General features: G+C 65.5%; 22 protein-coding genes and 1 tRNA gene. 13 read left to right on the plus strand and 10 right to left on the minus strand.

All coding sequences use genetic code 11. The features are described from left to right. Nucleotides 1–22: 22 nt before the first annotated feature. Nucleotides 23–901, plus strand: coding sequence for an alpha/beta hydrolase (locus ABDC78_RS23250; RefSeq protein WP_178360403.1), 879 nt, complete (start codon nucleotides 23–25; stop codon nucleotides 899–901). Nucleotides 902–971: 70 nt separating this feature from the next. Here the strand turns inward: ABDC78_RS23250 and ABDC78_RS23255 are convergent, their stop codons facing one another. From ABDC78_RS23255 to ABDC78_RS23280, 6 genes are all read right to left on the minus strand, one after another. Continuing rightward, entirely contained in the window at nucleotides 972–1,667 is a 696-nt protein-coding gene (locus ABDC78_RS23255; RefSeq protein WP_178360402.1) for a response regulator, read from the minus strand. Continuing rightward, nucleotides 1,664–4,249: a sensor histidine kinase KdpD gene (locus ABDC78_RS23260; protein ID WP_178360401.1), complete on the minus strand. Its 2,586-nt coding sequence runs from the start codon at nucleotides 4,247–4,249 to the stop codon at nucleotides 1,664–1,666. Before ABDC78_RS23260 ends, ABDC78_RS23255 begins: the two co-directional genes overlap by 4 nt. Before the next feature lie 101 nt (nucleotides 4,250–4,350). Continuing rightward, on the minus strand, nucleotides 4,351–5,199 hold the full coding sequence (locus ABDC78_RS23265; protein WP_178360400.1) for a potassium-transporting ATPase subunit C: 849 nt from the start codon (nucleotides 5,197–5,199) through the stop codon (nucleotides 4,351–4,353). A 1-nt stretch (nucleotide 5,200) separates the two neighbouring features. Further along, on the minus strand, nucleotides 5,201–7,345 hold the full coding sequence (gene kdpB / locus ABDC78_RS23270) for a potassium-transporting ATPase subunit KdpB (RefSeq protein WP_178360399.1): 2,145 nt from the start codon (nucleotides 7,343–7,345) through the stop codon (nucleotides 5,201–5,203). Beyond that, the gene (kdpA, locus tag ABDC78_RS23275) at nucleotides 7,345–9,015 is read right to left on the minus strand and encodes a potassium-transporting ATPase subunit KdpA (RefSeq protein ID WP_178360398.1); all 1,671 of its coding nucleotides are present in this window, start codon (nucleotides 9,013–9,015) and stop codon (nucleotides 7,345–7,347) included. Before kdpA ends, kdpB begins: the two co-directional genes overlap by 1 nt. Nucleotides 9,016–9,336: 321 nt before the next feature. After that, the gene (locus ABDC78_RS23280) at nucleotides 9,337–9,591 is read right to left on the minus strand and encodes a hypothetical protein (RefSeq protein WP_178360397.1); all 255 of its coding nucleotides are present in this window, start codon (nucleotides 9,589–9,591) and stop codon (nucleotides 9,337–9,339) included. 108 nt (nucleotides 9,592–9,699) lie between these two features. Here ABDC78_RS23280 and ABDC78_RS23285 point away from each other — a divergent pair, with 108 nt between their 5' ends. Beyond that, nucleotides 9,700–10,206, plus strand: coding sequence for a DUF6328 family protein (locus tag ABDC78_RS23285; protein ID WP_178360396.1), 507 nt, complete (start codon nucleotides 9,700–9,702; stop codon nucleotides 10,204–10,206). A gap of 3 nt (nucleotides 10,207–10,209) precedes the next feature. Here ABDC78_RS23285 and ABDC78_RS23290 read toward each other — a convergent pair whose 3' ends face one another. Continuing rightward, on the minus strand, nucleotides 10,210–10,392 hold the full coding sequence (locus ABDC78_RS23290; protein WP_178360338.1) for a hypothetical protein: 183 nt from the start codon (nucleotides 10,390–10,392) through the stop codon (nucleotides 10,210–10,212). 227 nt (nucleotides 10,393–10,619) lie between these two features. On the opposite strand from ABDC78_RS23290, the gene usfY reads away from it, so the two are divergent. The 6 genes from usfY (at nucleotide 10,620) to ABDC78_RS23320 (ending at nucleotide 14,611) form a co-directional block, all read left to right on the plus strand. Then, nucleotides 10,620–10,931, plus strand: coding sequence for a protein UsfY (usfY, locus tag ABDC78_RS23295; RefSeq protein ID WP_178360395.1), 312 nt, complete (start codon nucleotides 10,620–10,622; stop codon nucleotides 10,929–10,931). 129 nt (nucleotides 10,932–11,060) lie between these two features. Further along, nucleotides 11,061–11,462, plus strand: coding sequence for a nitroreductase/quinone reductase family protein (locus ABDC78_RS23300; protein WP_178360394.1), 402 nt, complete (start codon nucleotides 11,061–11,063; stop codon nucleotides 11,460–11,462). A 102-nt stretch (nucleotides 11,463–11,564) separates the two neighbouring features. Next, nucleotides 11,565–11,638, plus strand: a tRNA-Leu gene (locus tag ABDC78_RS23305). Nucleotides 11,639–11,760: 122 nt separating this feature from the next. Next, entirely contained in the window at nucleotides 11,761–12,156 is a 396-nt protein-coding gene (locus tag ABDC78_RS23310; protein WP_178360393.1) for a nitroreductase family deazaflavin-dependent oxidoreductase, read from the plus strand. Nucleotides 12,157–12,744: 588 nt separating this feature from the next. After that, complete coding sequence (locus tag ABDC78_RS23315) at nucleotides 12,745–13,998, plus strand: cytochrome P450 (protein ID WP_178360392.1); 1,254 nt, start codon at nucleotides 12,745–12,747, stop codon at nucleotides 13,996–13,998. Beyond that, nucleotides 13,991–14,611 (plus strand): TetR/AcrR family transcriptional regulator, encoded by a 621-nt coding sequence (locus ABDC78_RS23320; protein WP_178360391.1) that lies wholly within the window; start codon nucleotides 13,991–13,993, stop codon nucleotides 14,609–14,611. The genes ABDC78_RS23315 and ABDC78_RS23320 overlap by 8 nt, the downstream gene beginning before the upstream one ends. A 200-nt stretch (nucleotides 14,612–14,811) precedes the next feature. On the opposite strand, the gene ABDC78_RS23325 is transcribed toward ABDC78_RS23320, so the two are convergent. Beyond that, on the minus strand, nucleotides 14,812–16,080 hold the full coding sequence (locus ABDC78_RS23325; RefSeq protein WP_178360390.1) for a hypothetical protein: 1,269 nt from the start codon (nucleotides 16,078–16,080) through the stop codon (nucleotides 14,812–14,814). Then, complete coding sequence (locus tag ABDC78_RS23330; protein ID WP_178360389.1) at nucleotides 16,077–17,099, minus strand: polyprenyl synthetase family protein; 1,023 nt, start codon at nucleotides 17,097–17,099, stop codon at nucleotides 16,077–16,079. Before ABDC78_RS23330 ends, ABDC78_RS23325 begins: the two co-directional genes overlap by 4 nt. Before the next feature lie 440 nt (nucleotides 17,100–17,539). On the opposite strand from ABDC78_RS23330, the gene ABDC78_RS23335 reads away from it, so the two are divergent. The 5 genes from ABDC78_RS23335 (at nucleotide 17,540) to ABDC78_RS23355 (ending at nucleotide 23,673) form a co-directional block, all read left to right on the plus strand. Further along, nucleotides 17,540–18,283: a hypothetical protein gene (locus ABDC78_RS23335; RefSeq protein WP_178360388.1), complete on the plus strand. Its 744-nt coding sequence runs from the start codon at nucleotides 17,540–17,542 to the stop codon at nucleotides 18,281–18,283. 24 nt (nucleotides 18,284–18,307) lie between these two features. Further along, nucleotides 18,308–18,931 (plus strand): isoprenylcysteine carboxylmethyltransferase family protein, encoded by a 624-nt coding sequence (locus ABDC78_RS23340; protein WP_178360387.1) that lies wholly within the window; start codon nucleotides 18,308–18,310, stop codon nucleotides 18,929–18,931. Next, nucleotides 18,931–21,591: a PEP/pyruvate-binding domain-containing protein gene (locus ABDC78_RS23345; protein WP_178360386.1), complete on the plus strand. Its 2,661-nt coding sequence runs from the start codon at nucleotides 18,931–18,933 to the stop codon at nucleotides 21,589–21,591. Before ABDC78_RS23340 ends, ABDC78_RS23345 begins: the two co-directional genes overlap by 1 nt. Nucleotides 21,592–21,895: 304 nt before the next feature. Next, nucleotides 21,896–22,789, plus strand: a complete 894-nt coding sequence (locus ABDC78_RS23350; RefSeq protein ID WP_178360385.1) for a cytochrome P450 — start codon at nucleotides 21,896–21,898, stop codon at nucleotides 22,787–22,789. Nucleotides 22,790–22,839: 50 nt separating this feature from the next. Continuing rightward, on the plus strand, nucleotides 22,840–23,673 hold the full coding sequence (locus ABDC78_RS23355) for a hypothetical protein (protein ID WP_178360384.1): 834 nt from the start codon (nucleotides 22,840–22,842) through the stop codon (nucleotides 23,671–23,673). A gap of 38 nt (nucleotides 23,674–23,711) precedes the next feature. Here the strand turns inward: ABDC78_RS23355 and ABDC78_RS23360 are convergent, their stop codons facing one another. Then, nucleotides 23,712–24,707: a polyprenyl synthetase family protein gene (locus tag ABDC78_RS23360; protein ID WP_178360383.1), complete on the minus strand. Its 996-nt coding sequence runs from the start codon at nucleotides 24,705–24,707 to the stop codon at nucleotides 23,712–23,714. Nucleotides 24,708–24,725 lie beyond the last annotated feature (18 nt).

A 24,725-nucleotide genomic window follows, 5' to 3' on the forward strand; every position in this document is an offset into this window, starting at 1 on the left:
CCTTCCCGTTAGTCTCAGGGGCATGACGAACCAACCCCCGCCGATCGGAGAGGTGCGCAGGAGCTTTGTCACCGCCCGAGGGGTGCGATTCCACGTGACCGAGGCCGGTCCGGCCGACGGTCGTCCGGTCCTGGCCCTGCACGGGTGGCCGCAGCACCACTGGGTGTACCGCGACCTGCTGGCCGACCCGCCGCCCGGGATGCGGATCATCGCCCCCGATCTGCCCGGCTACGGGTGGTCCGGGCCGGCGCCGCACCGGTGGGCGAAGGAGGACGTCGTCAGCGATCTGGTGGCGTTGCTGGACGAGCTCGGCGTGGACCGGTTCCTGCTCGTCGGGCACGACTGGGGCGGCTTCATCGGTTATCTGCTGACCATGCGGATACCGGAGCGCATCGACGGTTACCTCGTCCTGAACATCGCCCATCCGTGGGTGCCTCCGAAGGTGTTCGCGCGGCATGCGTGGCGGTTCGCGCAGTATCAGCCACACATCGCGATCGCCGGCGTGCCGCTGCAACGGCGCAGCCGATTCCTCGAGCGTCTCTACAAGCATGCGGCGCCCGGCCTCGGCCCGGAGGTCGTCCGTACCTACACCGAGCGGTTCCGGGATCCGGTGGTCGCGCGAACCGCGCGCGACACGTACCGGACGTTCCTGTTCCGCGAGTTGCCCGCCGCGGCGCGCAAGGGTGAGCGGCGGCGCGTGACGGTTCCGGTGCGTGCCCTGTTCGGTAAGGACGACAAGGCGATCCACCCGGATCTGGCGGCGGCCGAGACCGCCCGCGCCGACGACTACACCCTCGAAGTCGTCGACGGCGGACACTTCATCCTCGACGAGAACCCGGACGGTGTGCGCGCCAAGCTGATTGCCCTGGCCGCCGAGTTCCCGGCCATCGCTGCGGAATAGCATTCCTGGTTGCTCGCGGACCCGAGATCACAGCCAGGAACGCTATTCCGCGGGGGCGGGACGGGCGCGCTCACGCCTGGAAGCGGTAGCCCATACCGGCCTCGGTGATCAGGTGCACCGGGTGCGACGGGTCGGCTTCGAGTTTGCGTCGCAACTGCGCCAGGTACACCCGCAGATAGTGGGTCTCCTTGGCGTAGGCGGGTCCCCAGACTTCCTTGAGCAGTTCCTCGCGGCCGACGAGCTTGCCGCGGTTGCGTACCAGCATCTCGAGCATGCCCCACTCGGTCGGGGTCAGGTGCACCTCCGCGCCGTTGCGGGTGACTTTCTTGGCAGCCAGATCGACGGTGAACGACGACGTCTCGACGACGGGCTCGTCGGTGTCGGCGGCTGCTGCAGCCCGGCGTACCGCGGCCCGCAGGCGGGCCAGGAACTCGTCCATGCCAAAGGGTTTGGTCACGTAGTCGTCGGCGCCGGCATCGAGCGCCTCGACTTTGTCGGCGGAGTCGGTGCGAGCGGACAGCACGATCACCGGTGCGGTGAGCCAACCGCGCAGTCCGGCGAGGACCTCGATGCCGGACATGTCGGGCAGGCCGAGGTCGAGCACCACCACATCGGGCCGGTGATCGGCGGCCACCCGAAGTCCCTGGGCCCCGCTCGTGGCGGTGTGCACCTCGTAGCCGCGCACCGACAGGTTGATCCGCAGCGCGCGCAGGATCTGCGGTTCGTCGTCGATGACGAGAACCCGGGTCTTGGCGGGCGTCGTCACGGCGCACCGTCTGCAGGCGGCGCGGCGAGGTCGATCTCGATCGTCAACCCACCACCGGGGGTGTCCGTGGAGGCGATGGTGCCGCCCATTGCTTCGACGAAACCTCGGGCAACCGAAAGGCCAAGGCCGACACCGATGCTGGTGTCGTGATCGCCGAGTCGCTGGAACGGTGCGAACAGCTGTCCTTCGTGACCGCGGGCGATGCCGGGACCCTCGTCGGCAACGGCGATCAGCACCCGGTCACCCACCCGCCCCGCGGTGACCCGCACCGGATGGTCGTCGGAGTAGCGCAGTGCGTTGTCGATGACGTTGGCGAGCACCCGTTCGAGCAGTCCGCTGTCCGCCATCACCACAGAGTCGTTCACCTCGATCTTCACCCGGCCCAGCGAGCTGCTCCCAATACCTCTGGTGCCCTTGTTGATTCCGAGCAGTGCTCGCGGAACCGCCTCCTCCAGGTAGACCTTGCGCAGTTCGGGGCGCACCACGCCGGCAGCGAGGCGCGACGAGTCGAGCAGGTTGCCGACCAGCGCCGTCAGCTGATCGATCGACTCCTCGACGGTCGCCAGCAACTCTTCGGTGTCCTCGGGGGAGAAGCCGACATCGTCGCTGCGCAGGCTCGACACCGACGCTTTGGCGGCGGCCAGCGGGGTGCGCAGGTCATGGCTGACCGCCGACAGCAGGGAACGGCGCAGTTCGTCTGCTCGGGCGATGGCTTCGGCCCGGCCGGCTTCCTCGGTCAGTTCCTTCTGCGTGACCAGCCCGGCCGCCTGGTTGGCGACTGCGCCGAGCACCCGGCGGTCGCGGGCGGTGAGCCGACGTCCGGTCATCAGCAGCCGGAACGCGTCGGGGTCGTCGCCCGAGCCGACCTCGATGGCGGTGTCGGCCGCATCGGCGCTCACGCACGGGTCGGAGCCTGCGCAGCCGAGTATCTCCGCTCGCTGCCCTTCGCCGCGCACCAGGCTGACCGCCCGCTGCGAGTATGCCTCGCGGACCCGCTCCAGCAGGGTGTCGAGATCTGCTCCGCGCAGCACCGATCCGGCGAACAACGCCAGCAACTCGGCTTCCTGAGCGGCCAGCTGAGCTTCCCGGGCGCGGCTCGCGGCGCCGTCGACCAGTGCGGCCACCGCGACGGCGACCACGAGCAGCACGACGATCGTGATGGCGCTGTCCGGTTCGGAGATGGTGAAGGTGTACCTCGGTTCGGTGAGGAGGTAATTCAGCAGGATCCCGGACAGCACCGCCGAGAGCACCGCCGGCGCCACGCCGCCGAGCAGCGCGACGATCAGGACACCGACGAAGAACAGGGCGCTCTCGCCGCCGATTCCGAGGAACCTGTCCAGCAGAAGCGCGGTGAGGGCCGCGATCACGGACGGAACCACAACGGCTGCAAGCCAAGACGTGACGTGTCGTTGCCGCGGCGAGACCCTGGCCCACAGCGAGGTGCCGCGGGCCTCGTCGTGGGTCACCATGTGGACGTCGATCTTGCCGGATCGCTGGACGACGGTGGCGCCGATACCCTCGTCGAAGATGCGCGCCCAGCGAGATCGCCGTGACGTGCCGAGGACCAACTGGGTGGCGTTCATCTGGCGGGCGAAGTCGAGCAGCGCGGCGGGCACATCGTCACCGGCCACGCTGTGCAGGGTCGCGCCGAGTGACACGGCCAGTTCCCGGATTCTCCCCATCTGCGGTGCGGAGATGCCGGACAGCCCGTCGCCGCGCACCACGTGGACCACCATCAGCTCGGCGCCGGACCGAGATGCGATCCGGGATGCCCTGCGCACCAATGTCTCCGACTCCGCCCCGCCGGTGACGGCGACGACGACGCGTTCGCGCGCCTCCCAGGTGTCGGTGATCTTGTTGTCGGCGCGATACTTCTCCAGTGCGGCGTCGACCTGGTCGGCCAACCACAGCAGCGCCAGTTCACGCAGCGCTGTCAGGTTGCCTCGCCGGAAGTAGTTGGACAGTGCCGCATCCACCCGCTCAGGTGCATAGACGTTGCCGTGAGCGAGCCTGCGCCGCAACGCCTCCGGTGTGATGTCCACCAACTCGATCTGATCGGCGGCGCGCACCACCTCGTCGGGCACCTTCTCCTGCTGCTCGATGCCGGTGATCTGGGTGACGACGTCGTTGAGGCTTTCGAGGTGCTGCACGTTGACGGTGGTGATGACGGTGATCCCGGCGTCGAGGAGTTCCTCGATGTCCTGCCACCGTTTGGGGTTCTTGCTGCCCGGGGTGTTGGTGTGGGCGAGTTCGTCGACCAGCACCACCTCCGGGTGCCGTCGCAGGACGGCCTCGGTGTCGAGTTCCTCGAAGCTGCGGCCGCGGTATTCGATGAGCTTCGGTGGCACCACCTCGATGCCGTCGACCAACTCCGCGGTCTTCTTCCGGCCGTGAGTCTCGACGACGGCGGCCACCACGTCGGTGCCGCGTTCGAGGCGTCGATGTGCCTCGCCGAGCATCGCGAAGGTCTTACCGACGCCCGGCGCCGCACCGAGGTAGATGCGCAGTTCACCCCGCTTGTCGCGCGAGTCCGACGAGCTCACATGCCCATCATCCACTGGCCGGCCGGGCAATGTGGTCATCGCGGTGCTCGGCGCCAGATCGACACTACGGTCGTGGCGCGCCCGGATCTCTCAGCGATCACGGCCATGGTGTCGATCTCGGCCCGAGCACGCGTCCGCGGTCACTCGCTGCCATCGAGCGCCAGGTTGAGCTCGAGAACATTCACCCGTGGGTGCCCCAGGAAGCCCAGCGTGCGGCCCTCGGTGTGGGCTGCGACCAGCGAGCGCACCTGATCGGGGGTCATGCCGCGGGCGGCGGCCACCCGGTTGACCTGCAGATCGGCGTAGGCGGTGGAGATGTGCGGGTCCAGGCCGCTGCCGCTCGCGGTGACAGCGTCCGCGGGCACTTGCGGCTCGTCGGCGGCGGCACCGCGGACCGGCACGATCCGTCCTACGCGGTAGTCCTCCCCGGGCTCGGCGCACTCGACCCGGACGCCCTCGTAGGTCGCCAGGAACGGTGTCGACGTCGTGTCGCAGGGCTCGTTGACGCTGACCACCCGGGTGGGGCGGGCATCCCGTGGGCCGATCACCGACAGCACGGCGCCGACACCGCCGTCGGTGCAGAACGGCCGCGCTCCGCTGACCCCGTCCAATTCGCCGGCGGCCGCGCTGCGCGAACACACCAGGGTGAGCAGGCTCGGTGCGTCGGGCAGATCCACCACGTCCTCCGGGCCGAGGTTGCTTGCGCTGGTCGACAGCGTGTCGTAGCCGTCGCCTGCGGCCGACGGGCGGCCCTGGAAGTACTGCGGCAGCGGGTTTCCCTCGGGATCGGTGTACAGCTGGCCGATCAGGCTGCTGCCGACGGGGCGCCCGTCGACCTCGAGCAGTGAGCCCTCGGCCTTGTCGTCCAAGCCGGGCAGCTGGGCGACAACCCACACCAGCAGCGGGTACGCGAGTCCGAGGATGGCGGTGAACAGCAGCAGCGCGCGCAGCGCGGCCCAGTGCTGACGAGCGATGGTGGAAAATTTCATGTCACATTCCCGGGAAGAGTTGGATGACCAGATCGATCAGTTTGATACCGATGAACGGCGCGAGGATGCCGCCGAGTCCGAAGACGTAGAGGTTGCGGCTCAACAGCTTTGACGCACTGCTCGGGGTGTATCGAACTCCGCGCAGCGACAACGGGATCAGGGCGACGATGATGATCGCGTTGAAGACCACCGCGGACAGGATCGCCGACTGCGGGCTGTGCAAGCGCATGATGTTGAGCACGTCCAGACCGGGGAACAGGCCGACGAACAGTGCCGGGATGATCGCGAAGTACTTCGCGATGTCGTTGGCGATGGAGAACGTCGTCAGCGCACCGCGGGTGATCAGCAACTGCTTGCCGATCTCGACGATCTCGATCAACTTGGTCGGATCGGAGTCGAGATCGACCATGTTGCCGGCTTCCTTGGCCGCCGAGGTGCCGGTGTTCATGGCCACCCCCACATCGGCCTGGGCCAGCGCGGGCGCGTCGTTGGTGCCGTCGCCCGTCATCGCGACGAGTCGGCCACCGGCCTGCTCCCGTTTGATGAAGGCCATCTTGTCCTCGGGGGTGGCCTCGGCGAGGAAGTCGTCGACACCGGCCTCGTCGGCAATGGCTTTGGCGGTCAACGGGTTGTCGCCGGTTACCATCACCGTGCGGATCCCCATCCGGCGCATCTCGTCGAAGCGTTCCCGCATCCCCGCCTTGACGACGTCCTTGAGGTGAATGACCCCGAGAACGGTCGCCCTGCCATCCCGGACCTCACCGACGGCCAGCGGCGTGCCGCCGGCAGCGGAGATCCCGTCGACGATGTCGCCGAGTTCGGCCGGCACCGTGCCGCCTTCGGCGCGAACCCAATCGGCCACTGCGGCGGCCGCACCCTTGCGCAGTCGGTGACCGTCCAGGTCGACACCCGACATCCTTGTGGTGGCGGAGAATTCGATCCAGGTGGCGTTGGTCAGCTCGCCGGGGGTGCGGGCCCGCAGTCCGTACCGCTGTTTGGCGAACACCACGATGGACCGGCCTTCCGGTGTCTCGTCGGCCAGGCTGGACAACTGGGCCGCGTCGGCCAGCGCGTCGGCCGTCACCCCGTGCAGAGCGACGAAGTCGGAAGCCTGACGGTTGCCGAGCGTGATGGTGCCGGTCTTGTCGAGCAGCAGGGTGTTCACGTCACCGGCAGCCTCCACCGCGCGCCCGGACATGGCCAGCACATTGCGCTGCACCAGTCGGTCCATTCCGGCGATCCCGATGGCGCTCAACAGCGCCCCGATCGTCGTCGGGATGAGACACACCAGAAGGGCGACCATGACGATGCCGGTGATGCCGTTTCCGTTCAACGCCAGGGTGTCCGGCACCCCCGGGTTGTTCGCCTTGGAGAAGATCGCCAGTGGCTGCAGCGTCGTTACGGCGAAGACGAAGATGATCGTCAACGAGGACAGCAGGATGTTGAGCGCGATCTCATTGGGGGTCTTCTGCCGGTTCGCACCTTCGACGAGCCCGATCATCCGGTCGATGAAGCTCTCGCCGGGCTTCTGCGTGATCCGGACGACGATCCGGTCCGACAGCACGGTCGTGCCGCCGGTCACCGCCGACCGGTCGCCGCCCGACTCGCGGATGACGGGTGCGGATTCGCCGGTGATGGCCGATTCGTCGACCGACGCAATACCTTCGACGACGTCGCCGTCACCGGGGATGGTCTGGCCGGCCTCCACGACGACCACATCGCCCTGTTGGAGCAGCGGCGCGCCCACTTCTTCCTCGGCACCGGCCTCACCGGGTGTCCAACCGGTGAGGCGGCGTGCCGTCGTGGCGGTCTGGGTCTTGCGCAGGCTCGCGGCCTGCGCCTTGCCCCGACCCTCGGCCACCGCTTCGGCGAGATTGGCGAAGATCACGGTGAGCCAGAGCCATCCGACGATCAGCCAGGCGAACCAGGAGGGTTCCATGATCGCCAGAATCGTGCTGCAGAGTGCACCGAGTTCGACGATGAACATCACCGGGTTGCGCCACAGGGTGCGCGGATCGAGCTTGCGCAGCGCGTCCGGAATCGATGTCCACAGCATGGCGGGGTCGAGAAGTCCGCCCTTCACCCTCGTGGCCGTACCGGGTTCCGAGTGCTGCTGTGGTGCGTCTTCGATGGTGGTGACCGGCATCAGTGAAGTCCTTCAGCGAGGGGTCCGAGCGCGAGCGCGGGCAGGAAGGTGAGGGCGACAAGAATCAGCGTCACGCCGACGACCAGACCGACGAACTGTGGCCGGTGTGTGGGCAGGGTCCCGATGGACTCCGGTGTCTTCGCCTGTGCGGCAAGGGCACCGGCCAGGGCGAGCGCGACGATGATGGGCAGGAACCTGCCGAACACCATCGCCAGCCCCAAAGCGGTGTTGTAAAAGGTGGTGTTGACGCCGATGCCGGCGAAAGCCGAGCCGTTGTTGTTGCCGGCGGAGGTGAACGCATACAGCACCTCGGAGAGCCCGTGCGGACCGGTGTTGAGCATGCTCTCCCGCGCGCCCGGCATCGCCATCGCGACCGCGGTCCCGGTCAGCACGATCAGCGGGGTGATCAGGAAATAGGTTGCGGCCAGCTTGATCTCACGGGGGGTGATCTTCTTGCCCAGATACTCCGGGGTGCGGCCGACCATGAGACCGGCGACGAAGACCGTGATGATGGCCAGGATGAGCATGCCGTACAGGCCCGAGCCCACCCCGCCTGGCGCGACCTCACCGAGCTGCATGTTGAACAGCAACATCAGGCCCCCGAGGCTGGTGTAGGAGTCGTGGAAGGAGTCGACCGCGCCGGTGGAGGTCAGCGTGGTGGCTGCGGCGAACACCGCCGAGTTGGCGACGCCGAAGCGTTGTTCGACACCTTCCATGGATGCGCCGACAGCCGTCGGGACGGTGCCGTGGTGCTGCATCTGGAACAACATCGTCAGGCTCACGCTGACGGTCGCGATGACGGCCATCACAGCCACGATCGCGTAACCCTGCCTCCGGCTTTCGACCATTCGGCCGAAGGTCCGGGGCAGTGAGAACGCGATGACGGTGAGCAGGAAGATCTCGACCCAGTTCGTCCATGTGGTGGGGTTCTCGAACGGGTGGGCCGAATTGACGTTGAAGAAGCCACCGCCGTTGGTGCCGAGCTCCTTGATCGCCTCCTGGCTGGCGACCGGACCTCCGGGGATCGTCTGCTGCGCCCCGGCGATGGTGTTCACGACCTGGTCGTGCAAGCCGAAGTTCTGAATCACACCGCCGGAGACCAGAATGACCGCGCCGATGAGGCCCAGCGGCAACAGAATTCGGAGGACACCTCGCACCAGATCCACCCAGAAGTTGCCGAGTTCGCCGGTGCTGCGTCGGGCCAGTCCACGCACGAACGCGACCGCGACGGCCATTCCGACCGCCGCGGACACGAAGTTCTGCACCGTGAGCCCGGCCATCTGCACCAGGTGGCCTTGGGTTGATTCCCCGGAGTAGGCCTGCCAGTTGGTGTTCGTGACGAAGCTGACCGCGGTGTTCCAGGCCAGCGCGGGGGTGATCTCGGTGGCGGGCTCGCTCAGATGCAGCGGCAGCCTGCCCTGCACGAGCTGGAAGGTGAACAGGAACACGATGCTGACCGCCGCGAAGGCGAGCACGCTGCGGGCGTATGCCCCCCAGGTCTGCTCGGCCTTCGGGTCCGCGCCGATGATCCGGTAGATCATCCGCTCGGCGCGAGAGTCCTTGGTGGTCGCATATACCCGGTACAGGTAGTCGCCGAGCGGTACGTGGACCGCGGCCAGCGCGATGGCGAGGGAGAGGGCGAACAGAACGCCGGCGGCGGTGGCGCTCACTAGAACCGCTCCGGAAAGAGCAATGCGGCGAACAGGAACACGGCGATCGTGACGGCCAGCGCGAGGCCGACCAGGTTCGGGATCACAGGCGCTCGACGCCCTTCTGGATCAAGCCGAGTAGGGCGAAGACCGCCACCGTCAGCGCGACGTAGATGGCCACAGACATCACGGGGTATCAGCACTCCTGCGTTCGTTGACACCTGCGCCCGAAGTGGGCAGGTGCGAACGCCAAGGTAGGCCCGCTACCGAGTGGCTGAACTGGGCATTGACGGTTTCTTGACGCCGGTGCGCGCCGTTTTTACGGTCTCCTTGCGCGCTGGGTCAGTGAGGCGCGACAACACCCGCAGCGCGGGCGTTGGTGAGCAGGTGGTCCCAGATGCGCTCTCCGGTGACGATCAGGGTGAGGGCGCCCGCGACCACGACCGATGAGGCAGCCCAATACGCCCACACGGCGTGGGTGCCGAGCAAGGTCAGCAGCACAACGCCGACAGCGAGTGCGAACACCGCTGCGAGCGCAGCATGGCGCGAGTGACGGGGCACTCCGCCACCGGCACCGCGACCCGTGATGACAGTCATGACTCAACGGTGAGGTTGTTGCCTAAGAGGCGGCTCATCGGTTGCTGTGGAATTCCTTTGAGTCTCGAGTCGCTCGTCCGACGGGCCCGGTGGTGGGAGGATCATGCGGTGGCCGGCGAGGAACCTGACGAGAGCCCGCGCCTGCGCGACGAAACCGAGAGCGAACGGTTGGACCGCAATTGGGCCAGCTTGCTGCAGGAGTTGCGAGTCGTGCAGACCGGCGTGGCGCTGCTGACGGGGTTTCTGCTGACGCTGCCGTTTCAGCAGCGGTTCGACATCCTCGACGACACCATGGTCACGGTGTACATGGTGACCGTGAGCGCGGCGGTGCTGTCCACGGCGTTACTCGTCGCGCCCGTGCCGATGCACCGATTGTTGTTCCGGCGCCACCGGCTGGTTTCCCTGGTCACCGCGGCGCATCGTTGTGCCTATACAGGTGTGCTCTTCCTCGCAGTCGCGCTGACCGGGATGACCACGATCATCTTCGACGCGGTGTCGGGCCGAACTGCAGCACTCATCGCCGGCGGGTGTGCGCTGGCCGTATTCGCCGCACTTTGGCTGATACTGCCAATGGCCATGCGCGACGGGAACAGCAACGACCCGGCGCAACGCTAGCGCTCAGGACTGCTGGCTGCGCGCTTCGGCGCCACTTTCCTGCGCATCGAAGTCGTCGTCGGAACCGGTGCGACCGACGTAGGCGCCGTCGTCGTCTGAGCTGGCACGTGAACTCGCCACCTTGGGATCGGACTCGACGCCCGATTCGTTCTTGTCCGAATTCGGCTGATTCTCTGGCTGATTCATGGTGTGGCTCCTTCTTTCCGTCGGCTCGGGCATGCCCGGGTACGGCACACCCGAAACCCTGGACGCGGCAATCAGAACGAGCGATGACGTGTGACTGACATCGGTGCGTGAATCGTTTCGGTGCTGCGTCGTGCCGGGTATCCGCGGCCCATGCGAGCACTGCGACCGATGCACTGCACCAGGTGCTCGAGACAGTTGCGATGTGAATGATGTTGGAGAGGAATCCCATGCCTGACCTGCACAAAGATCCCGTTGACCACGCCCGGACCACCCGCCAACATGCCGGCGAATCGATGAAGAACGGCGTCAACGCGCCGGGCCTGATCGCCATCGGTATCGGCTTGGTGGCGCTGTCAGCTGGTCTGTTCGCCTTCGCCACCGGCCAGGCGGTCGCCGGGACGGTCGGCGTTGTGCTGGCCGTCTTGCTCGTCGGCGGGGGGCTCGGTTGGCTGGCCCTCGCGCACCGCAAAGTGCGCGAAGTCGAAAGCCAATGGCATGCCGAGCATCCCGAAGCGCCTGCCGAGCCGCCGACAAGCTGAGCGGCCACGAGCGGTCGCCGGGGAATACCCGGCCGGTGGCGCGCGTTTTGCGTCGTTGACCTGACGACTGGGAAGGGACGCAGACACGTGACAGACAACGGCGACTTCGATATGAGCACTTTGGATGACATGAATCGAAATGTCATCGAGGAATTCCGGGAAAACGGCGGAAAAGTCGGCGGCCTGTTCGAAGGCAAGCCGCTGGTGTTGGTTCACCACGTCGGCGCGAAGTCGGGAGTGAAGCGGATCGCGCCCCTGGTGCCGTATGTCGACGGGAGTCGCACGTTCGTGTTCGCGAGCCTGGGCGGCGCCGACGTCAATCCGGCGTGGTACCACAACGTCGTCACCAACCCGGATGTGGTTGTCGAACTCGGGTCGGAGACCTTCGCGGCAACGGCCCGGGTTCTCAGCGGTGGCGAGCGTGATGACATCTACGCCAAGCAGTCGGCCGTGGAGCCACAGTTCGCCGAGTACCAGAGCAAGACGACTCGGGTGATTCCCGTGGTGGAGCTGGTGCGCTCGGGAGGGTAGCCCTACGAGACATTGCACTTGATTCGAAGGCGTGGGGGCCGAGGCCCATTCGCCGCGATCAAGTCCGCCTGAAATCTGCCAAAGTATGCTCTGAGCGGCTAGGCCCCCATAGCCCAATAGGCAGAGGCAGCGGACTTAAAATCCGCACAGTGTCGGTTCGAGTCCGACTGGGGGCACAGACATTCTTGCAGCTAGATGCTGTTTCTGCGTCGGACACTTGAGCGGTTGCTGCGGTTGTCGGCCCTCTGCGTCGGCACCGCGTCAGCGAGGAACTTCGACCAATCCTTAGACTCCGAGAATGCGCGTGCCTCGTCAAGTCGCAGAGTTCAACAAGCGAGTCACCAATCCGGCGGCTCGCACGATCTCACCGTGGCTTCCGAACCTCGGGACCCTCGAGCACGTCGGGCGGAAGTCGGGTAAGCGATATCGAACGCCCCTGTTGGTATTCAAGACCCATGATGGCTACGCCATCCTCATCGGCTACGGGCTACAGACGGACTGGTTGAAGAACGTGCAGGCTGGCGGACCGACGGTGCTGCGCAAGCGTGGACGGGCTGTCGCGCTCGTCAACCCACGGGTGGTGAGCAAGGCCGAGGCCGCGTTTCTCGTCATACTGCGTTCTCGGCTGCTCTTCCGAGCGTTTCCCTATAACGAGGCAGCCCTTCTGCTGACGAATGCGGGCTCTGCGGGCTGACCTCTGTGCCGCGCCGGACTTCGAGCCGAGGAGCGGCTCAAAGTCCGTACAGTTTCTGTTCGAGTCCGACTGGTGGCACTCGTAAGACGCGTCAGCCAGGCGGCCCGGCAGCTCACTCGGGGGTGGGCCCGTATTCGTCGGTAATCGTGGCGAGATCGGGGGCTGTGACTGAACGGCGAAGGTCATAGTCGGGCGTCTCGTTGCGGCGTATCCGGGATTTTCAGCGCCCGTACAACTTCAGGCCGCGGACACCGCAGAAGCGGCGCGTGCAATGCCTCTTGAAACAGCCTGCAAGACAACGGGAAGAGGCTGCAATGATCCGGCGCAGGCTCGCGGACCGTCTTCTGGAAGAAGCCATCCCCAGCCCGGTTGGCCGGGCCATCGGGGCAAGCGTCGACCTTCCCGGTCGAACCGTATGCGACATCGGACGTTCAACCACAAAACGTATGACCAGGCGTCCTTCAGGGTCAAGCTTAGCTGCGGAAATTCAAGAATGTTGACTGAGCCGTAGGTAAGGTCATACGCTAGCAAAGATTATGTCTAACCATCCTGCCCGCCCGGGCCGATGACGGAAGTCGAGACATCGCGATGACCACGCACAGCACCGCCCCCAGCGTCCTCGACGCCGGCCTTCCCGCGTTCACGTACAGCCCGACCGCCACTCCGCACGATATCCTCGACGATGTCCGGAAGGCGCAATCGTGTGCGCCCATCGCCATAGGGCCGCTCGGGCCGGAGATCCTATCCTACGAATTGGCTCGCGATATGTTGCGCGACAACAGGTTCCGTTTACCTCCTGGCATCACTTTGGCTGCGCAGGGCATCACCTCGGGTGCTTTATACGACAAACTGGCGAACAGCCTGCTTGGTCTGGACGGCCCACCACACGCCCGGTTACGGAAACTGGTGTCCAAGGCGTTCACCCCTCGCGCGACATCACGTCTCCAGGGCACGATCTATGAGGTGATGAATGACTTGGTCGATCGGGTAGTGGACGCCGGACAGTGCGACGTCGTAACCGATATCGCTCGTCCGTACCCCACCCCGATCATTTGCGCGGTGCTCGGAGCGCCCCGCGAGGATTGGCAGCTGTTCGCGGACTGGACCGAGGAGATCTTCAAAGCCTTCAGTTTTCAGCCCGATGCCGCCTTCGATGAAGCCTCGATCATGGGCGCCTGGAGAGAACTCGATACCTACGTCGACGACATGGTCGCAGGTCGCCGAGACAAGCTGACCGATGACTTGCTATCCGAGCTCATACGCGCTGAAAGCGACGGCGACCGCCTCAACGCCGACGAACTCCGCTCGCTGGTGGCGGGCTTCCTCATGGCGGGAACGGATACGACGCGGAACCAGCTAGCCGCGTCGGTGCAGGTGCTGTGCGAGCACCCAGATCAGTGGGAGAAGCTGCGCAACGAACCAGAGCTCGCGATGCAGGCGGTCGAGGAGAGCATGCGCCACTCACCGTCAGGAAGTATCGTGCCGCGGGTCGCCACTGACGATGTGGAGTTCGCCGGGTACACGTTCCCGGTAGGCACCTTCGTGATCGTGAACACCTTTGCAGCCAACAGGGATCCAGCTATCTACGCCGATGCCGATCGCTTCGATATAGCGCGTAAGGACGCACCCGCAATCCTGACCTTCGGCGGTGGGGCGCACTATTGCCTCGGGGCGAACCTTGCGCGCCGGGAACTGGCGGGAGCACTGACAGTCCTCACCCGCCGCCTGTCCGCCACACATCGCATCGGACCAGCACCGTGGAAACCGCTACTGGGAATGACCGGTCCCACAACTCTTCCGATCGAATTCACCAGCGACGTCTTCTCGACGGCGGATGCGTAGTCGCGGCTGGGCGGGTGCCACCCCCGCATCGGACGAGGAAGCCATCTCGCGCATTCTGAGTGCGGTCGATGACGAGATCGCCGAGCATGGCGGAGCGGGATTACGCCTCGCCGATGTCGCCCGCAGACTCGGAGTCACTCGCCAGACGGTGTACCGCTACTTTCCGAACGCGGACGCGCTGCTCATAGCCAGCTCAATGCGTGCAGTCGATGGGTTTATCGATCAAGCCGTAGACCACGTTCGCGGACTCAACGACCCCGTGACTGCTCTCGTCGAGAGCCTGTCGTTCGGAGTCGAGAACCTCATCGGCGATCCACAGCTGGAGAGCCTGCTGACACGGCGGATTGCGGGCGAGGCCGTCACCTCCCTGACGTCCGACACGGCGACCGCATTGTGTTTGTCGGTTTTCGGTCGTTTGGATGTCGATTGGGAGCTTCACGGTTTCGACACCGCGGCGCTTCATGAGCTTGCTGAAATGTTCTTGCGCACCGTGCAGTCCCTGTTGATTGATCCCGGCCCGCAGGAGCGCGACGGAATCGAACTACGCCGCTTCATCACGCGATGGCTCGGTCCAGCGATACTGTTTCCACGGATGACGTCACTGACTCGATGAGAAGACGCGGCCTGTCGACCAGTCACCGACCGCGCCTCGCCCGTCTCGCTTATCTCCGTCCGGGTACGCCGCTGCCACTGCATTGATCTCTGCGGCTCGCCCCAAAGAGGGAGCCGCTCGGTCTGCTCGGCGCGGCATGATCATCGTCGGCACAGGTTAGTGCCGCAGGATGTGGTCATGGTCATAGGTTCGCTAGACCTTTACAGCGGGTCGAGCGCGGCGAGCTGGAATTGCGTTGCGAGGGAATACATGGCGTCGGCGTCGGGGGGTCGCAGTCGTTCCAGGGCGCCGAAGGCCAGATGGTCGGCGATCATCATGCGGCGCACGTGGAACTCGGGCAGTTCGCCGGTCAGCGGTTCTTCCGGCAAGGTCTCCACGATCGCAAAGGTGGCGCCGACGATGAGCGGGACCACCGAGGGAGGCATCGAGCGCGGATCACCGAGGGCAAGGAGATCAGCCGCACCCGATCGGGCGGCGGGGCCGGCCTTCACCGAGGGGTGGGGCGACGCATCCAACAGACGGTGGATCGCCCCGTCGACGGAACAGCGCACTCGCTTCAGCATCGAGTTCCACTGAGCAGGTGAGACGGAGGCCAGCACTGCCGCGGCCAGCCGCACCGGTCGCCGGTGGGGTGCAGGCGCTCCGACGGCCTCGCATAAATAGCCGGTTGTCGCAATGGTCATGTACGCCATCGCCACCCGGGCGCCGCGACTGCGGGTACACGGACCGAGCCGGGCCAGCAAGGCGATGCTGCCCAGCGCGGGGGGCAGCACGCGTTGTATCACGGTCCGGGTCAGATCCTCGCGGTCGCGGGCGCCGTACGGCACCAGTTCGCCGTCCCGCAAGTCGTTGGCCAACTGGACAATGACGCCGATGCATCCGGCCAGCTCGCTCAAATCGGTCTCGGCGCAGGCATCTTCGGCGACCAGCGAGCACACGTACAACATCGCCCGCCCAAGCACGCCCTCGCCGTAGGCGGTCCGCGGCAGCGGGCAATCCAGGTTCAACGTCATCACCTGGCCGACATCGGCCAACAGTCGGCCGACCCGGTTGCGACCCTCGGGGGGCAGTTCCGACAGCATCACCCGCACGTCGTGGATACGCTCGGTGAGCACCAGGTCGACCGCTTCGACATAGCGGCCGGCGGTAGCCCGCAACGGCGGTGGCGGTGTGTCGATGGCGCCGTTCAGGTAGTGCACGGCGGTGACGACGGCGCCGACCGCCAGCGGGCGCGCGCACAGGCCTGCATAGGCGTCGAGCACCCGGCAGGCCAGCAGGGCGGCGGTGGCCTCGGACCGTAGGGCCGAGGGGAGGAATCCGGCCGCGATGCCGAGGTGTCGGGCCGCCGGGACAACCGCCAGCCGGGCCAACTCGTCCGGTGACCGGGCCGCTCGCATCGCATCCAGGTCTGGCGTGCGGCTCAGGTACCGAAGTCCGTCGGCCAGCGTGCCGAGTCGCCCCCCGTTCATCGGGACACCACCCGCACGGTGAGTTCGCGCAACTGCTCACGCGCGGGGGAGGGCGGGAATGCACTGATTGCCTGGCCGGCCGTCCGGGCGGCGCGGACCGCGACGGCACGGGCAGTTCGGGTCGCCCCGCTGCGCATGAGGTCGGCTCGGAGGTCGGCGCTGGAAGTCAGCCTGGAGAGCCACATTTCATGGGACCCGGGCCGCATGGCCAGCCATTCGATCACGGGCCAGGTCGGCACCCGTCGGTCGAGGTCGCCAGCAGCCTCCTTGCCCAGCGAGGGGCCGCCCTCGACGTCGCGGACGTCATCCATGATCTGAAAGGCAAGGGCGAGTTGGTCTGCGTAGCGCATCAGGACGCGAAGCTGATCGTGGTCGAGGCCGCCCGCCGTGCCACCGTACGAACAGGCCAACCGGAACAGCGTGCCGGTCTTCGCCTCGGCCACGACTTCGTAGTGTCTGCGCATGGCGGCGTCGTCGACGGCAGGTGGCAGGGTCTCGATGAGCTGCCCGAACGACAGGTCCGAGATGCGGTCGAGGTAGGTGACGCTCGATGCCTCACCGAGCCGCGCGAACACCGCCGGGTTGTCGGCCAGCACTCGTGCGAGTACCTGTAAAGCCCTGCCGACCAGATGAAATCCGGCCCGGGCTGCGGTGCGGACGCCGAATGCGGCCGCTACTGACGGCGCATCGCGCCGCAGGAGCGATCCGTCGCAGATGTCGTCGTGAACGAGCGACGCCTCATGGATCATCTCGATCGCGCACGCCACATCGACTGCGTCGCGCAGCGGCACCGCGGCGGCCGAGGGCAGCAGACGGGCACAGGCCAGCACCATCGCGGATCGGACCCGTTTGCCGGGGACGGCGAGTAGGTGACGGTAGATTGCATCGAAACCGCCTTCGTTGACGAGGATTTCGCGCAACCGGGCGGCGACCAGGGGCAAGTGATCGGATGGGTTGGTCAGCGAAGGGTGGTCGACACCGAGGCCGTCGGATGCGACCAATATGCTCGCCTCAACCATCGTCATTCCTTCTGCGATGTCTTCGAAATGCGGCCGCGGGAAAACGGCGTTTCGTCTCACCACGGAAAATCGTCGCTGCCGGGTGGCGCAGGGAGCGCAGTAGTACGCCACTGCTATCTCGCTGGACTGAGGTCCAGAACTACGTAAGTCCACGAGTGGGCGACTCGCAGCTCGAGTACCTCAGCTCAACCCTGCGACTCAGTAGGACCGCGCCGAGACGAGCGTCGATTGCAGTAGGGAGCTACTGAGAACCAGCACCCCACTCCGAGTGACGATCCCTAGTGCAGTGATCTGTCGCGTCGGATCGGAGACGGCGCACACGAGCGGAGGAGGCAACGATGCATGCACTTGCACCGAGCACGCCTCGGGCGATTACCGGACGCACGATCGACGCCCTGCACCCGGCGCTGAACGGAGGCGCTTGCCGCGGGTTCATTCGCGTGGATCCTCACGACCCGGTGTTCTTCGACCATCCGCTCGATCACGTGCCGGGGATGCTGCTGGTGGTGGCCGGCCTCGAATTGGCTGAGCACGCAGCGATGCTGCGGCCGGCCAATGTGAACTTCGGCCTCACCTTCACCAAATTCTGCGAGCTCGACGCGCCGGTCGAGGTGAGAGCGACCCGCGAAAACGGCGGAAACACATTGGAATTCGCCCAATCAGGTCGCAGCATAGCGAGGGGACTGCTGAGCCGACGCCGGTCCGCGCTGCCCGCGGAGCTTGCCCCGGTGCCGGCATTTGGGAACGGTTCGATCCCGCGTGAACTGGTGCACCGGGCCGACCCCGGAAATGTCGCAGTCGGCCCGCTCACAGTCGACACCGGACGTGTCTGGGTCCGCGTACACGAGCAGGCCGCCATCGGCGGAATACCGCCGCGGGCCAGCGCGGTCGCCTCCATCATCGAGGCCGCCCGCCAATTCGTCATCGCGATTCTTCACGTGTGGGGTCAGCAGCCAATGGGGACGAAGATGATCTTCGTCGGGCTCACCGCAGACGTGCCTACTACGGTGCCGCAGGCCCATATGACGCGGGCGTTGTCGTGGCAGCCCACTCCTCCAGAACAGACACGCAAACTCCACATCGACGTGCATGCAGTAGGCGATCGAGCGATCAAAGTCGGCTCGATCGTCATCGCGAGCCGGTGCGCCGACGAAGTCGAGTATGCGCAATTGCGCGCGGGCTAGCCCCCGACTCGATGGAGGCCGGCCATGACTGATCGAGTCGCCACGTACGTTCTTCGTACTCTGTTGCCGCTGAGCGCTATCGGCCTTGCTGTTGCGGTCGCGGCACACCTTGTCGGCGGGCGCCTCACCGCCGCGGCGTTCGTCGCCGCGTATCTCGTGTGGTTGCTTTCCGAATCACGAATCACTGTCGGGTCACCAACACAGTCGGCCGCGGAGACTCGCACCCTCGTTCCCTATGCGGTAGCGCGGGTAGCGACGGCACTCACGGCTGCGTACTCCGCGCCCGCGGTGCCCGACAAGTTCGTTATCGTGCCGGCGGGGATTTTCATCGCTGGTGTGACGTTACGCGCGTGGGCGATTCACGAACTCGGCGTCCAGTATTCGCACCGAGTGGTACGGATCTCCGAGGGCGGCCTCATTGCATCCGGGCCTTATCGGGTGCTGCGCCATCCTGCTTATGCCGGGATGTTGCTCGCCAACATCGGTTTTGTCGGATACTTTTCGAGTCCTGCGAGTATCGCAGCGCTGACTCTGCTTGTCGCCGTTGTTCTCTGGCGCATCAGAGTCGAAGAAGACATCCTCACTGAAACGCCCCGATATCGCTCCTTCGCCAGCACACGATGCCGGATTGTGCCCGGGGTGTGGTGATGATCAAGATCATTGACGCACCTGCGGAACTGGCTGACGCCAGCGTGGTCGGGCACAAGTTCGCGCGCCAGCAACAGTTGCGCGATGCCGGAGTTTCCGTCCCCCTGTTCTTCTGCGTCGTCAGGGAAACTCCGTGGACAGCCATCGCCGATGTGGTCGGCACCTTCCCCGGTATCGGCGCCGGTGTCGAGACACTGACTGCCTGGGCCGAGGCGGCTCACCGCGCCACCGAGCACATGCGCCTCATGCCGGAGACAGAAACCGAGATCCGGGACCGATATGCCGCCCTCGGCTCACGCGACGTCGCAGTCCGGGCATGCGTGGTCGGCCGCCACGCACAGCCGGGCGAAGACGACGCCGCAGACCCGTTCGCGGGCCTCACGGACAGTTACCTGTACGTTGGTGCAGACGGGCTCATCGATGCCGTTTCATCCTGTATAGCATCGCTTTTCAGTGTCAGATCGGTGCTCTACCGCGCGCGGCGAGGAATCGACCCCCGAGTCCTCAGCATCTGCGTCGGAGTTCAGCAGATGATGGATGGCGAGCGGTCGTTCGTCGCGTTCACCCACGATCCTGCTACCAGAGCCAGGGGAGCTGTGGTCGCCGCGGTCTACGGCATCGGAGAAGGTGCGGTGGCCGAACATGCCGACATCGACCACTTTTTCGTCCGCGCGGACGGAATCGAGAGGCTCATCTCCCACAAGGAAAGGATGCTCCGCCGAGCACCGGGCGGTGGCGTTGCCGAATATCGGGTGCCGGATGAACTCGCCGACCTACCCGTGTTCTCCGATGCGCAAATCAGTCAGATAGCCGCGCTGGCGGAGACCACCGAGCGGCTGTTGACCGGCCCCCAGGACATCGAGGGTGTCGTCACGGCCGACTCGGCGATTCACCTGGTTCAGGCGCGGCCCGCCACGTCGCCGCAAACGCCGACGACCGCGACCGAATGGACGAATCACAATCTGACGGAGAGCTTTCCGGGCGTGACCACCGCGATGACGTACTCTCACGCGCGAGTCTTCTACCGCATGAGTTTCCGCGACTTCTATCGCATCGTCGGAATCCCTGAGAGCCGACTGCGGAGTCAAGAGCACCACCTTCGTCGCATGATCGGATTTCTCGACGGTCGGGCCTACTACCGCCTGGACGCGTGGTACGCACTGCACAGCCAGCTCCCCGGATGGGACGTGATCCGTCCGATGTGGGAGCGGTCGTTGGGACTCGCAGAACGAGATTCCGACCCGGGCCGAGTGCTCGACCGCCCTGCCATCACACGCGTCATCGGGCGTTCACCGCGACTGATATGGGCGGCCGTGAGCTATCCCCGAAAATTGCGGAGATTCCTGTCCTGGTGGGATGCCCAGCACATCCTCGGGACAGGACTGTCGCAGAAGCCGGTCGAAGAAGTCATCGAGACCTACCGGAGAGTGTGGTCAGAGGCCGGATCACGCTGGGGCATCACGATTCTAGCCGGCTATCTCTCCCTGGCCGGCTGTGTCGCGGCGACCGTCCTGGTGAAGCGGTGGACAGACTCCCCTGAGGTGGACCTCACTGCGCTGTTGCCCGGTGGGCCGCCGAACCGAACGTTGCAGTCGGTGCACTCCATGGTGGCGCTCGCCGAGCAGATAAACGCGGACCGGGTGTTGTCGGCGCGAGTGCTGACTGCCGACGCACGCGATACCTGGGACCGTATCGCACAGGGCGCCTACGGCGGCAGACTGGAGTCCGATGCCCGTGCGCACCTCGGGAAGTTCGGCGATCGCGCCATGCACGACCTCAAGATCGAGGAGCCGACGCCACGCCAGAGACCTGAGATGGTCATCGACACCCTGCGGCCGTTCGTTGCGGCGGGAGCGACAATGCAGCAGACGCGGCTTCAGGAATCTACCGCGGCCGCGGCCGCACGTGACGAACTACGTCGCATCTGCCCGTCATGGTGGAGACGCGCTGTTCTTCGCGTTGCGTTGCGGGCGGGCACGTTCCTGGTCAAAGCCCGTGAGGACACCCGGTTCTGCCGCACCCAGCTCTACGGATTCTCACGGGAGGTCATGCGTCGACTCGGGTCTGACCTGGCCGCTGCAGGGTATCTGGACTCACCCGAGGACTATGTGCATCTGGAGGCCGAGGAACTATTGGGAGCGTTCGACGGCACCTCCACACACCCCGACCTTCGCGTCCTGGCGCGGACACGAAGAGACGCCTACCTCCGATCGTGCGATCGGCCCGCCCTCGCCGCCAATCTCACAACGGGCCCGCCGCCGATCGTTCCCGCCGATCTACTTCGTACGGCCGCGACATCGGCGACGGCAGGTTCCGGCACCGAACTGACCGGTCTTCCATCCAGCGCCGGGATAGCCCGTGGTCGCGCGAAATTGGTGCTGAGGCCCGATGTTCCGCCGTGTGACTGCGCTGGGCGGATCTTGATCGCCCGCGAAACCGATCCTGGATGGCTACCGCTGATGCTCAACGCAACGGGGCTCGTGGTGGAGCGCGGCAGCATGGTCTCCCACACCGCAATAACAGGACGGATGCTCGGTATTCCCACCGTAGTAGCGGTTCCTGGCGCGACGTCCAAGATATCCGACGGCGACGAGGTCGAGATCGACGGTAGGTCGGGCATCGTCCGCATCCTCCGCACCCACTCGCAGAGAATGCGGTGACATCATGCAATTGCCGCTGGGGAACTGCCCGGGCACGTCGCTGCCGCAACATCATGTCGATCTCTTTCGCAGCAAACCGACCCTCGACATCACGTTGGCCAACGGCACGGCGGCGATTGCCGTAACGCGTCAGTGCGACGTACGAACCGTGTTGAGTGACAACCGCTTCAGTCGGGCACAATGTCTCGCGCCTACCGATGACGGGGAGGTCGATCGGCCTCTGGCGCTGGTCACCTCGGACCCGCCGACCCACACACATCGGCGCCGGGCCGTGCAAGGGTGGTTCACGAAGCGACAGGCGCAGATGGCTCGGCCGCTCATCGGCCGCATCGCCGATCAACTTCTCGACGACCTGCTCGCCAGGGGGTCACCAGCCGACATCTTCACGCAGTTCTGCATGCCTTTCCCGAACCTCGTGCACATGACCCTCCTCGGGCTGGACACCGCCGATCTGCCTCTTCTCATGCCGCGAATGACGTTGGCATGGTCAGTGGGTCACCACCAACCCGGCGAGGTCACAGAAGCGCACCGTGACCTGCGCGACTACTTCGACAGTCGAGTCAAGCGATCGCGTAGTCACAAGACGGCGGGCGGACTGATCGATGCAATGGTCCAGGATGAATCCTCGAACAGACTGACCGACGCAGAGATCGTCATGCTCGCCATGGGCCTCCTCATGTCGGGCGCAGAGACGACCGCTAGTCACCTGGCACTGAGTCTCATCGAGGTACTTCAGCAGCCCGGACTGGTGGATTCGCTTCGCCAGTATCCCGAGCAGATACCTTCCGTGGTCGAAGAGCTGCTGCGCTGGATCTGGTTCGGCGGCACGATCGGTGGCACGGCAGGATTTCCACACATCGCAACCGCTGACGTGAAGCTGCACGACCGTCTGATTTCACAGGGCGAGATCGTCGTGCCCATACTCGATGTCGCCAACCGCGATCACGATGTGTTCCCGAACGCTGACGAGTTCTGCCCTCAGCGGAGTCCCAACCCGCACCTCGGATTCGGCCACGGTCGGCACCAGTGCCTCGGAATGGCCTTCGCTCGCCTCGAACTGCAAGTTGGCCTGCAAGCCGTGCTGTCCCGGCTGAGCGGACTCACTCTTGTGACTACGTCCGAGATCGATTGGCGCACTGAGATGTTCACCCGAGGGGTATCGAGCCTGCCGGTGATGTGGCAAGGAGGCCGACAGTGATTGCCGCGGTTGGTATCTCGAACTTCATTCTCACGAGGTATCCACCGGTCATGTCAAGCGTGTATGCCGTGGCATTGGGCACCGGAGGAATCGGTCTGTTCGCGGCGCTGGCTGGACACCGCATCACTGCCGGTGCGATTCCGCTGCTGGCGACAGTCACCGTCACCCTGTTGGCCGACTTGCTGATCATGCGGGTGATCGATGACATCCGAGACCAGGACTACGACCGGATTGCCAACCCACAGCGCCCCGTTGCGTCCGGCGCAGTTGCGCAGCGGGATCTATACCCTTTGTGTGCCCTGTGCGTGACGACCATTGTCGCCGCCAACCTGTTCTTCCACGCTGGGATGGTCGTCATCGTTGCTCAGCTTCTGTACGCCGCCGCGGTGTTGGCGGTGGGGCAACGATTTCCCGCCACGCGCGGTGACAACCTGGTCCTGAACCTACTCATCGGCTTCCCGGTTCAACTGCTGCTGTATGTGTACCTGTTCGTGGCGTTCATCGAGATCCAGCAGGAGGCGCCTGACGCAAACGTTGGCGCTGTGGGAATTCTGATCCTGACACTGTGCGCCGGCCAGCTCGAATTCGGAAAGAAGCTCGCCCGCCGACCCGCCGCAGGGGAACGCAGCTATTCCAATTCGTTCGGCTACCTGACAACAGTGTTGCTCACGACAGGCTCCGGCCCGCTCGCCGTGGCGCTGTTCGTTGTCGCCGCGCAGGTTTCGCCTCTCTCCAAGGCATTCGTCGTGTTGCCCGCGATCGGTGTTGCCGCATTCGGCATCAAGTACGTCAGCGGTGAGGACAACCGATGGCCGGCGGCAGTATCAGCCCTCGGCCTACTCGGCACGCTGGTCGCCTCCGCCGTCGTCGGAGCGGTCGGTTGAGGCCGCCAATGCGACTCGCCGGCGTCTTCGTCGAATCGTCATCGGAGTTGAAACTGGGGAAACAAGGAAACCGTCTCGTCGATGAGCCCGGCGAGCTCGGTGACACACTGCGGATCACCGCCGAGAGAGCCGAGCGTGTCGCGAGCGGCACGGACGATGGGCTCGATCGTCTCTGCGTAACTGGAAACGATGTCCGCCGCCAGCATCGCTCGTTTCAGTTCAGCCCGCGCCTCTTCGGAGGTGCGCGCTTGCCGGTGAAGGCCGATCAGTTCCGCACGTCGGGCAGTCGACACAGTGCCTAGGAGATGAACGAGCAGATAGGTCGCAGTGCCGTTTCGCAGATCCTCGTCGCGCTCGGTGACCAGGTCGCGCTGGTCGTTGACCAGTTGACGAAGCACTCCGAGCGCCCTACCGAACGAGCGCCAGGCATCGACCCGGTCGGCATCGCACTCCGCGAGCTGCGCGGCGAGCGCGGCGGCCATCCCGTAGGCCGCGCCGGTCTTGTCCTCGTAGTTGCGCAGCACTTCGTCGAGAGTTGCAGTCTCCGCGTTGAGATCCAGGTCGGTCAGCTGCCCGCTCAGTGCGTCGATACATCCGGTGCTGTACTCGGTGATCAGCCGAAACCGAACGGCATCGGATACTGCCAGGTCGCCAATGATATCGAGCGGTAGATAGTTACCCACCGCAATGGCGGTCAGCACCCCGCGGTTGAATTCCGCGGGATCGGTCTGTGCGAGTTGCGGACTGTCGATCATGTCGTCCAGGTACCGCGCCGCCGCCCACCACAGTGTGTGAATCAACGCTACGGGTGTCGCGAGCATCGGCGCAGCGGTCTCGGCGCCGAACACGAGCACGGGCAGCATGACGATGCCGTTGATACTGGGCGCGGAGCCGTCCAACGGAATCATGGCGGAAAACGCGTCGACGAACGTCCCCATCGCGCGATCGCCGGTTGAATTGCTTGCCGATAGCCGTTGGGTCATCGCCGAAGCTTGTGCTGCGACATCGGCCAGTGCGCGTTGCTGTGCGGTCATTTCACACGCACCGTTTCG

Origin of the sequence: Mycobacterium sp. DL, from assembly GCF_039729195.1 — a bacterium.
Taxonomy (GTDB): domain Bacteria; phylum Actinomycetota; class Actinomycetes; order Mycobacteriales; family Mycobacteriaceae; genus Mycobacterium; species Mycobacterium hippocampi_A.

Coding starts and splice junctions, on each gene's coding strand:
- ABDC78_RS23330 (WP_178360389.1), bottom strand. CDS start 17,099: ATGGTTGAGGCGAGCATATTGGTCGCATCCGACGGCCTCGGTGTCGAC.
- ABDC78_RS23300 (WP_178360394.1), top strand. CDS start 11,061: ATGAATCGAAATGTCATCGAGGAATTCCGGGAAAACGGCGGAAAAGTC.
- ABDC78_RS23345 (WP_178360386.1), top strand. CDS start 18,931: ATGATCAAGATCATTGACGCACCTGCGGAACTGGCTGACGCCAGCGTG.
- ABDC78_RS23350 (WP_178360385.1), top strand. CDS start 21,896: ATGGCTCGGCCGCTCATCGGCCGCATCGCCGATCAACTTCTCGACGAC.
- ABDC78_RS23325 (WP_178360390.1), bottom strand. CDS start 16,080: ATGAACGGGGGGCGACTCGGCACGCTGGCCGACGGACTTCGGTACCTG.
- ABDC78_RS23260 (WP_178360401.1), bottom strand. CDS start 4,249: ATGACCACATTGCCCGGCCGGCCAGTGGATGATGGGCATGTGAGCTCG.
- ABDC78_RS23265 (WP_178360400.1), bottom strand. CDS start 5,199: ATGAAATTTTCCACCATCGCTCGTCAGCACTGGGCCGCGCTGCGCGCG.
- kdpB (WP_178360399.1), bottom strand. CDS start 7,345: ATGCCGGTCACCACCATCGAAGACGCACCACAGCAGCACTCGGAACCC.
- ABDC78_RS23320 (WP_178360391.1), top strand. CDS start 13,991: ATGCGTAGTCGCGGCTGGGCGGGTGCCACCCCCGCATCGGACGAGGAA.
- ABDC78_RS23280 (WP_178360397.1), bottom strand. CDS start 9,591: ATGACTGTCATCACGGGTCGCGGTGCCGGTGGCGGAGTGCCCCGTCAC.
- ABDC78_RS23290 (WP_178360338.1), bottom strand. CDS start 10,392: ATGAATCAGCCAGAGAATCAGCCGAATTCGGACAAGAACGAATCGGGC.
- ABDC78_RS23360 (WP_178360383.1), bottom strand. CDS start 24,707: ATGACCGCACAGCAACGCGCACTGGCCGATGTCGCAGCACAAGCTTCG.
- ABDC78_RS23340 (WP_178360387.1), top strand. CDS start 18,308: ATGACTGATCGAGTCGCCACGTACGTTCTTCGTACTCTGTTGCCGCTG.
- ABDC78_RS23250 (WP_178360403.1), top strand. CDS start 23: ATGACGAACCAACCCCCGCCGATCGGAGAGGTGCGCAGGAGCTTTGTC.
- ABDC78_RS23355 (WP_178360384.1), top strand. CDS start 22,840: ATGTCAAGCGTGTATGCCGTGGCATTGGGCACCGGAGGAATCGGTCTG.
- usfY (WP_178360395.1), top strand. CDS start 10,620: ATGCCTGACCTGCACAAAGATCCCGTTGACCACGCCCGGACCACCCGC.
- ABDC78_RS23315 (WP_178360392.1), top strand. CDS start 12,745: ATGACCACGCACAGCACCGCCCCCAGCGTCCTCGACGCCGGCCTTCCC.
- ABDC78_RS23310 (WP_178360393.1), top strand. CDS start 11,761: ATGCGCGTGCCTCGTCAAGTCGCAGAGTTCAACAAGCGAGTCACCAAT.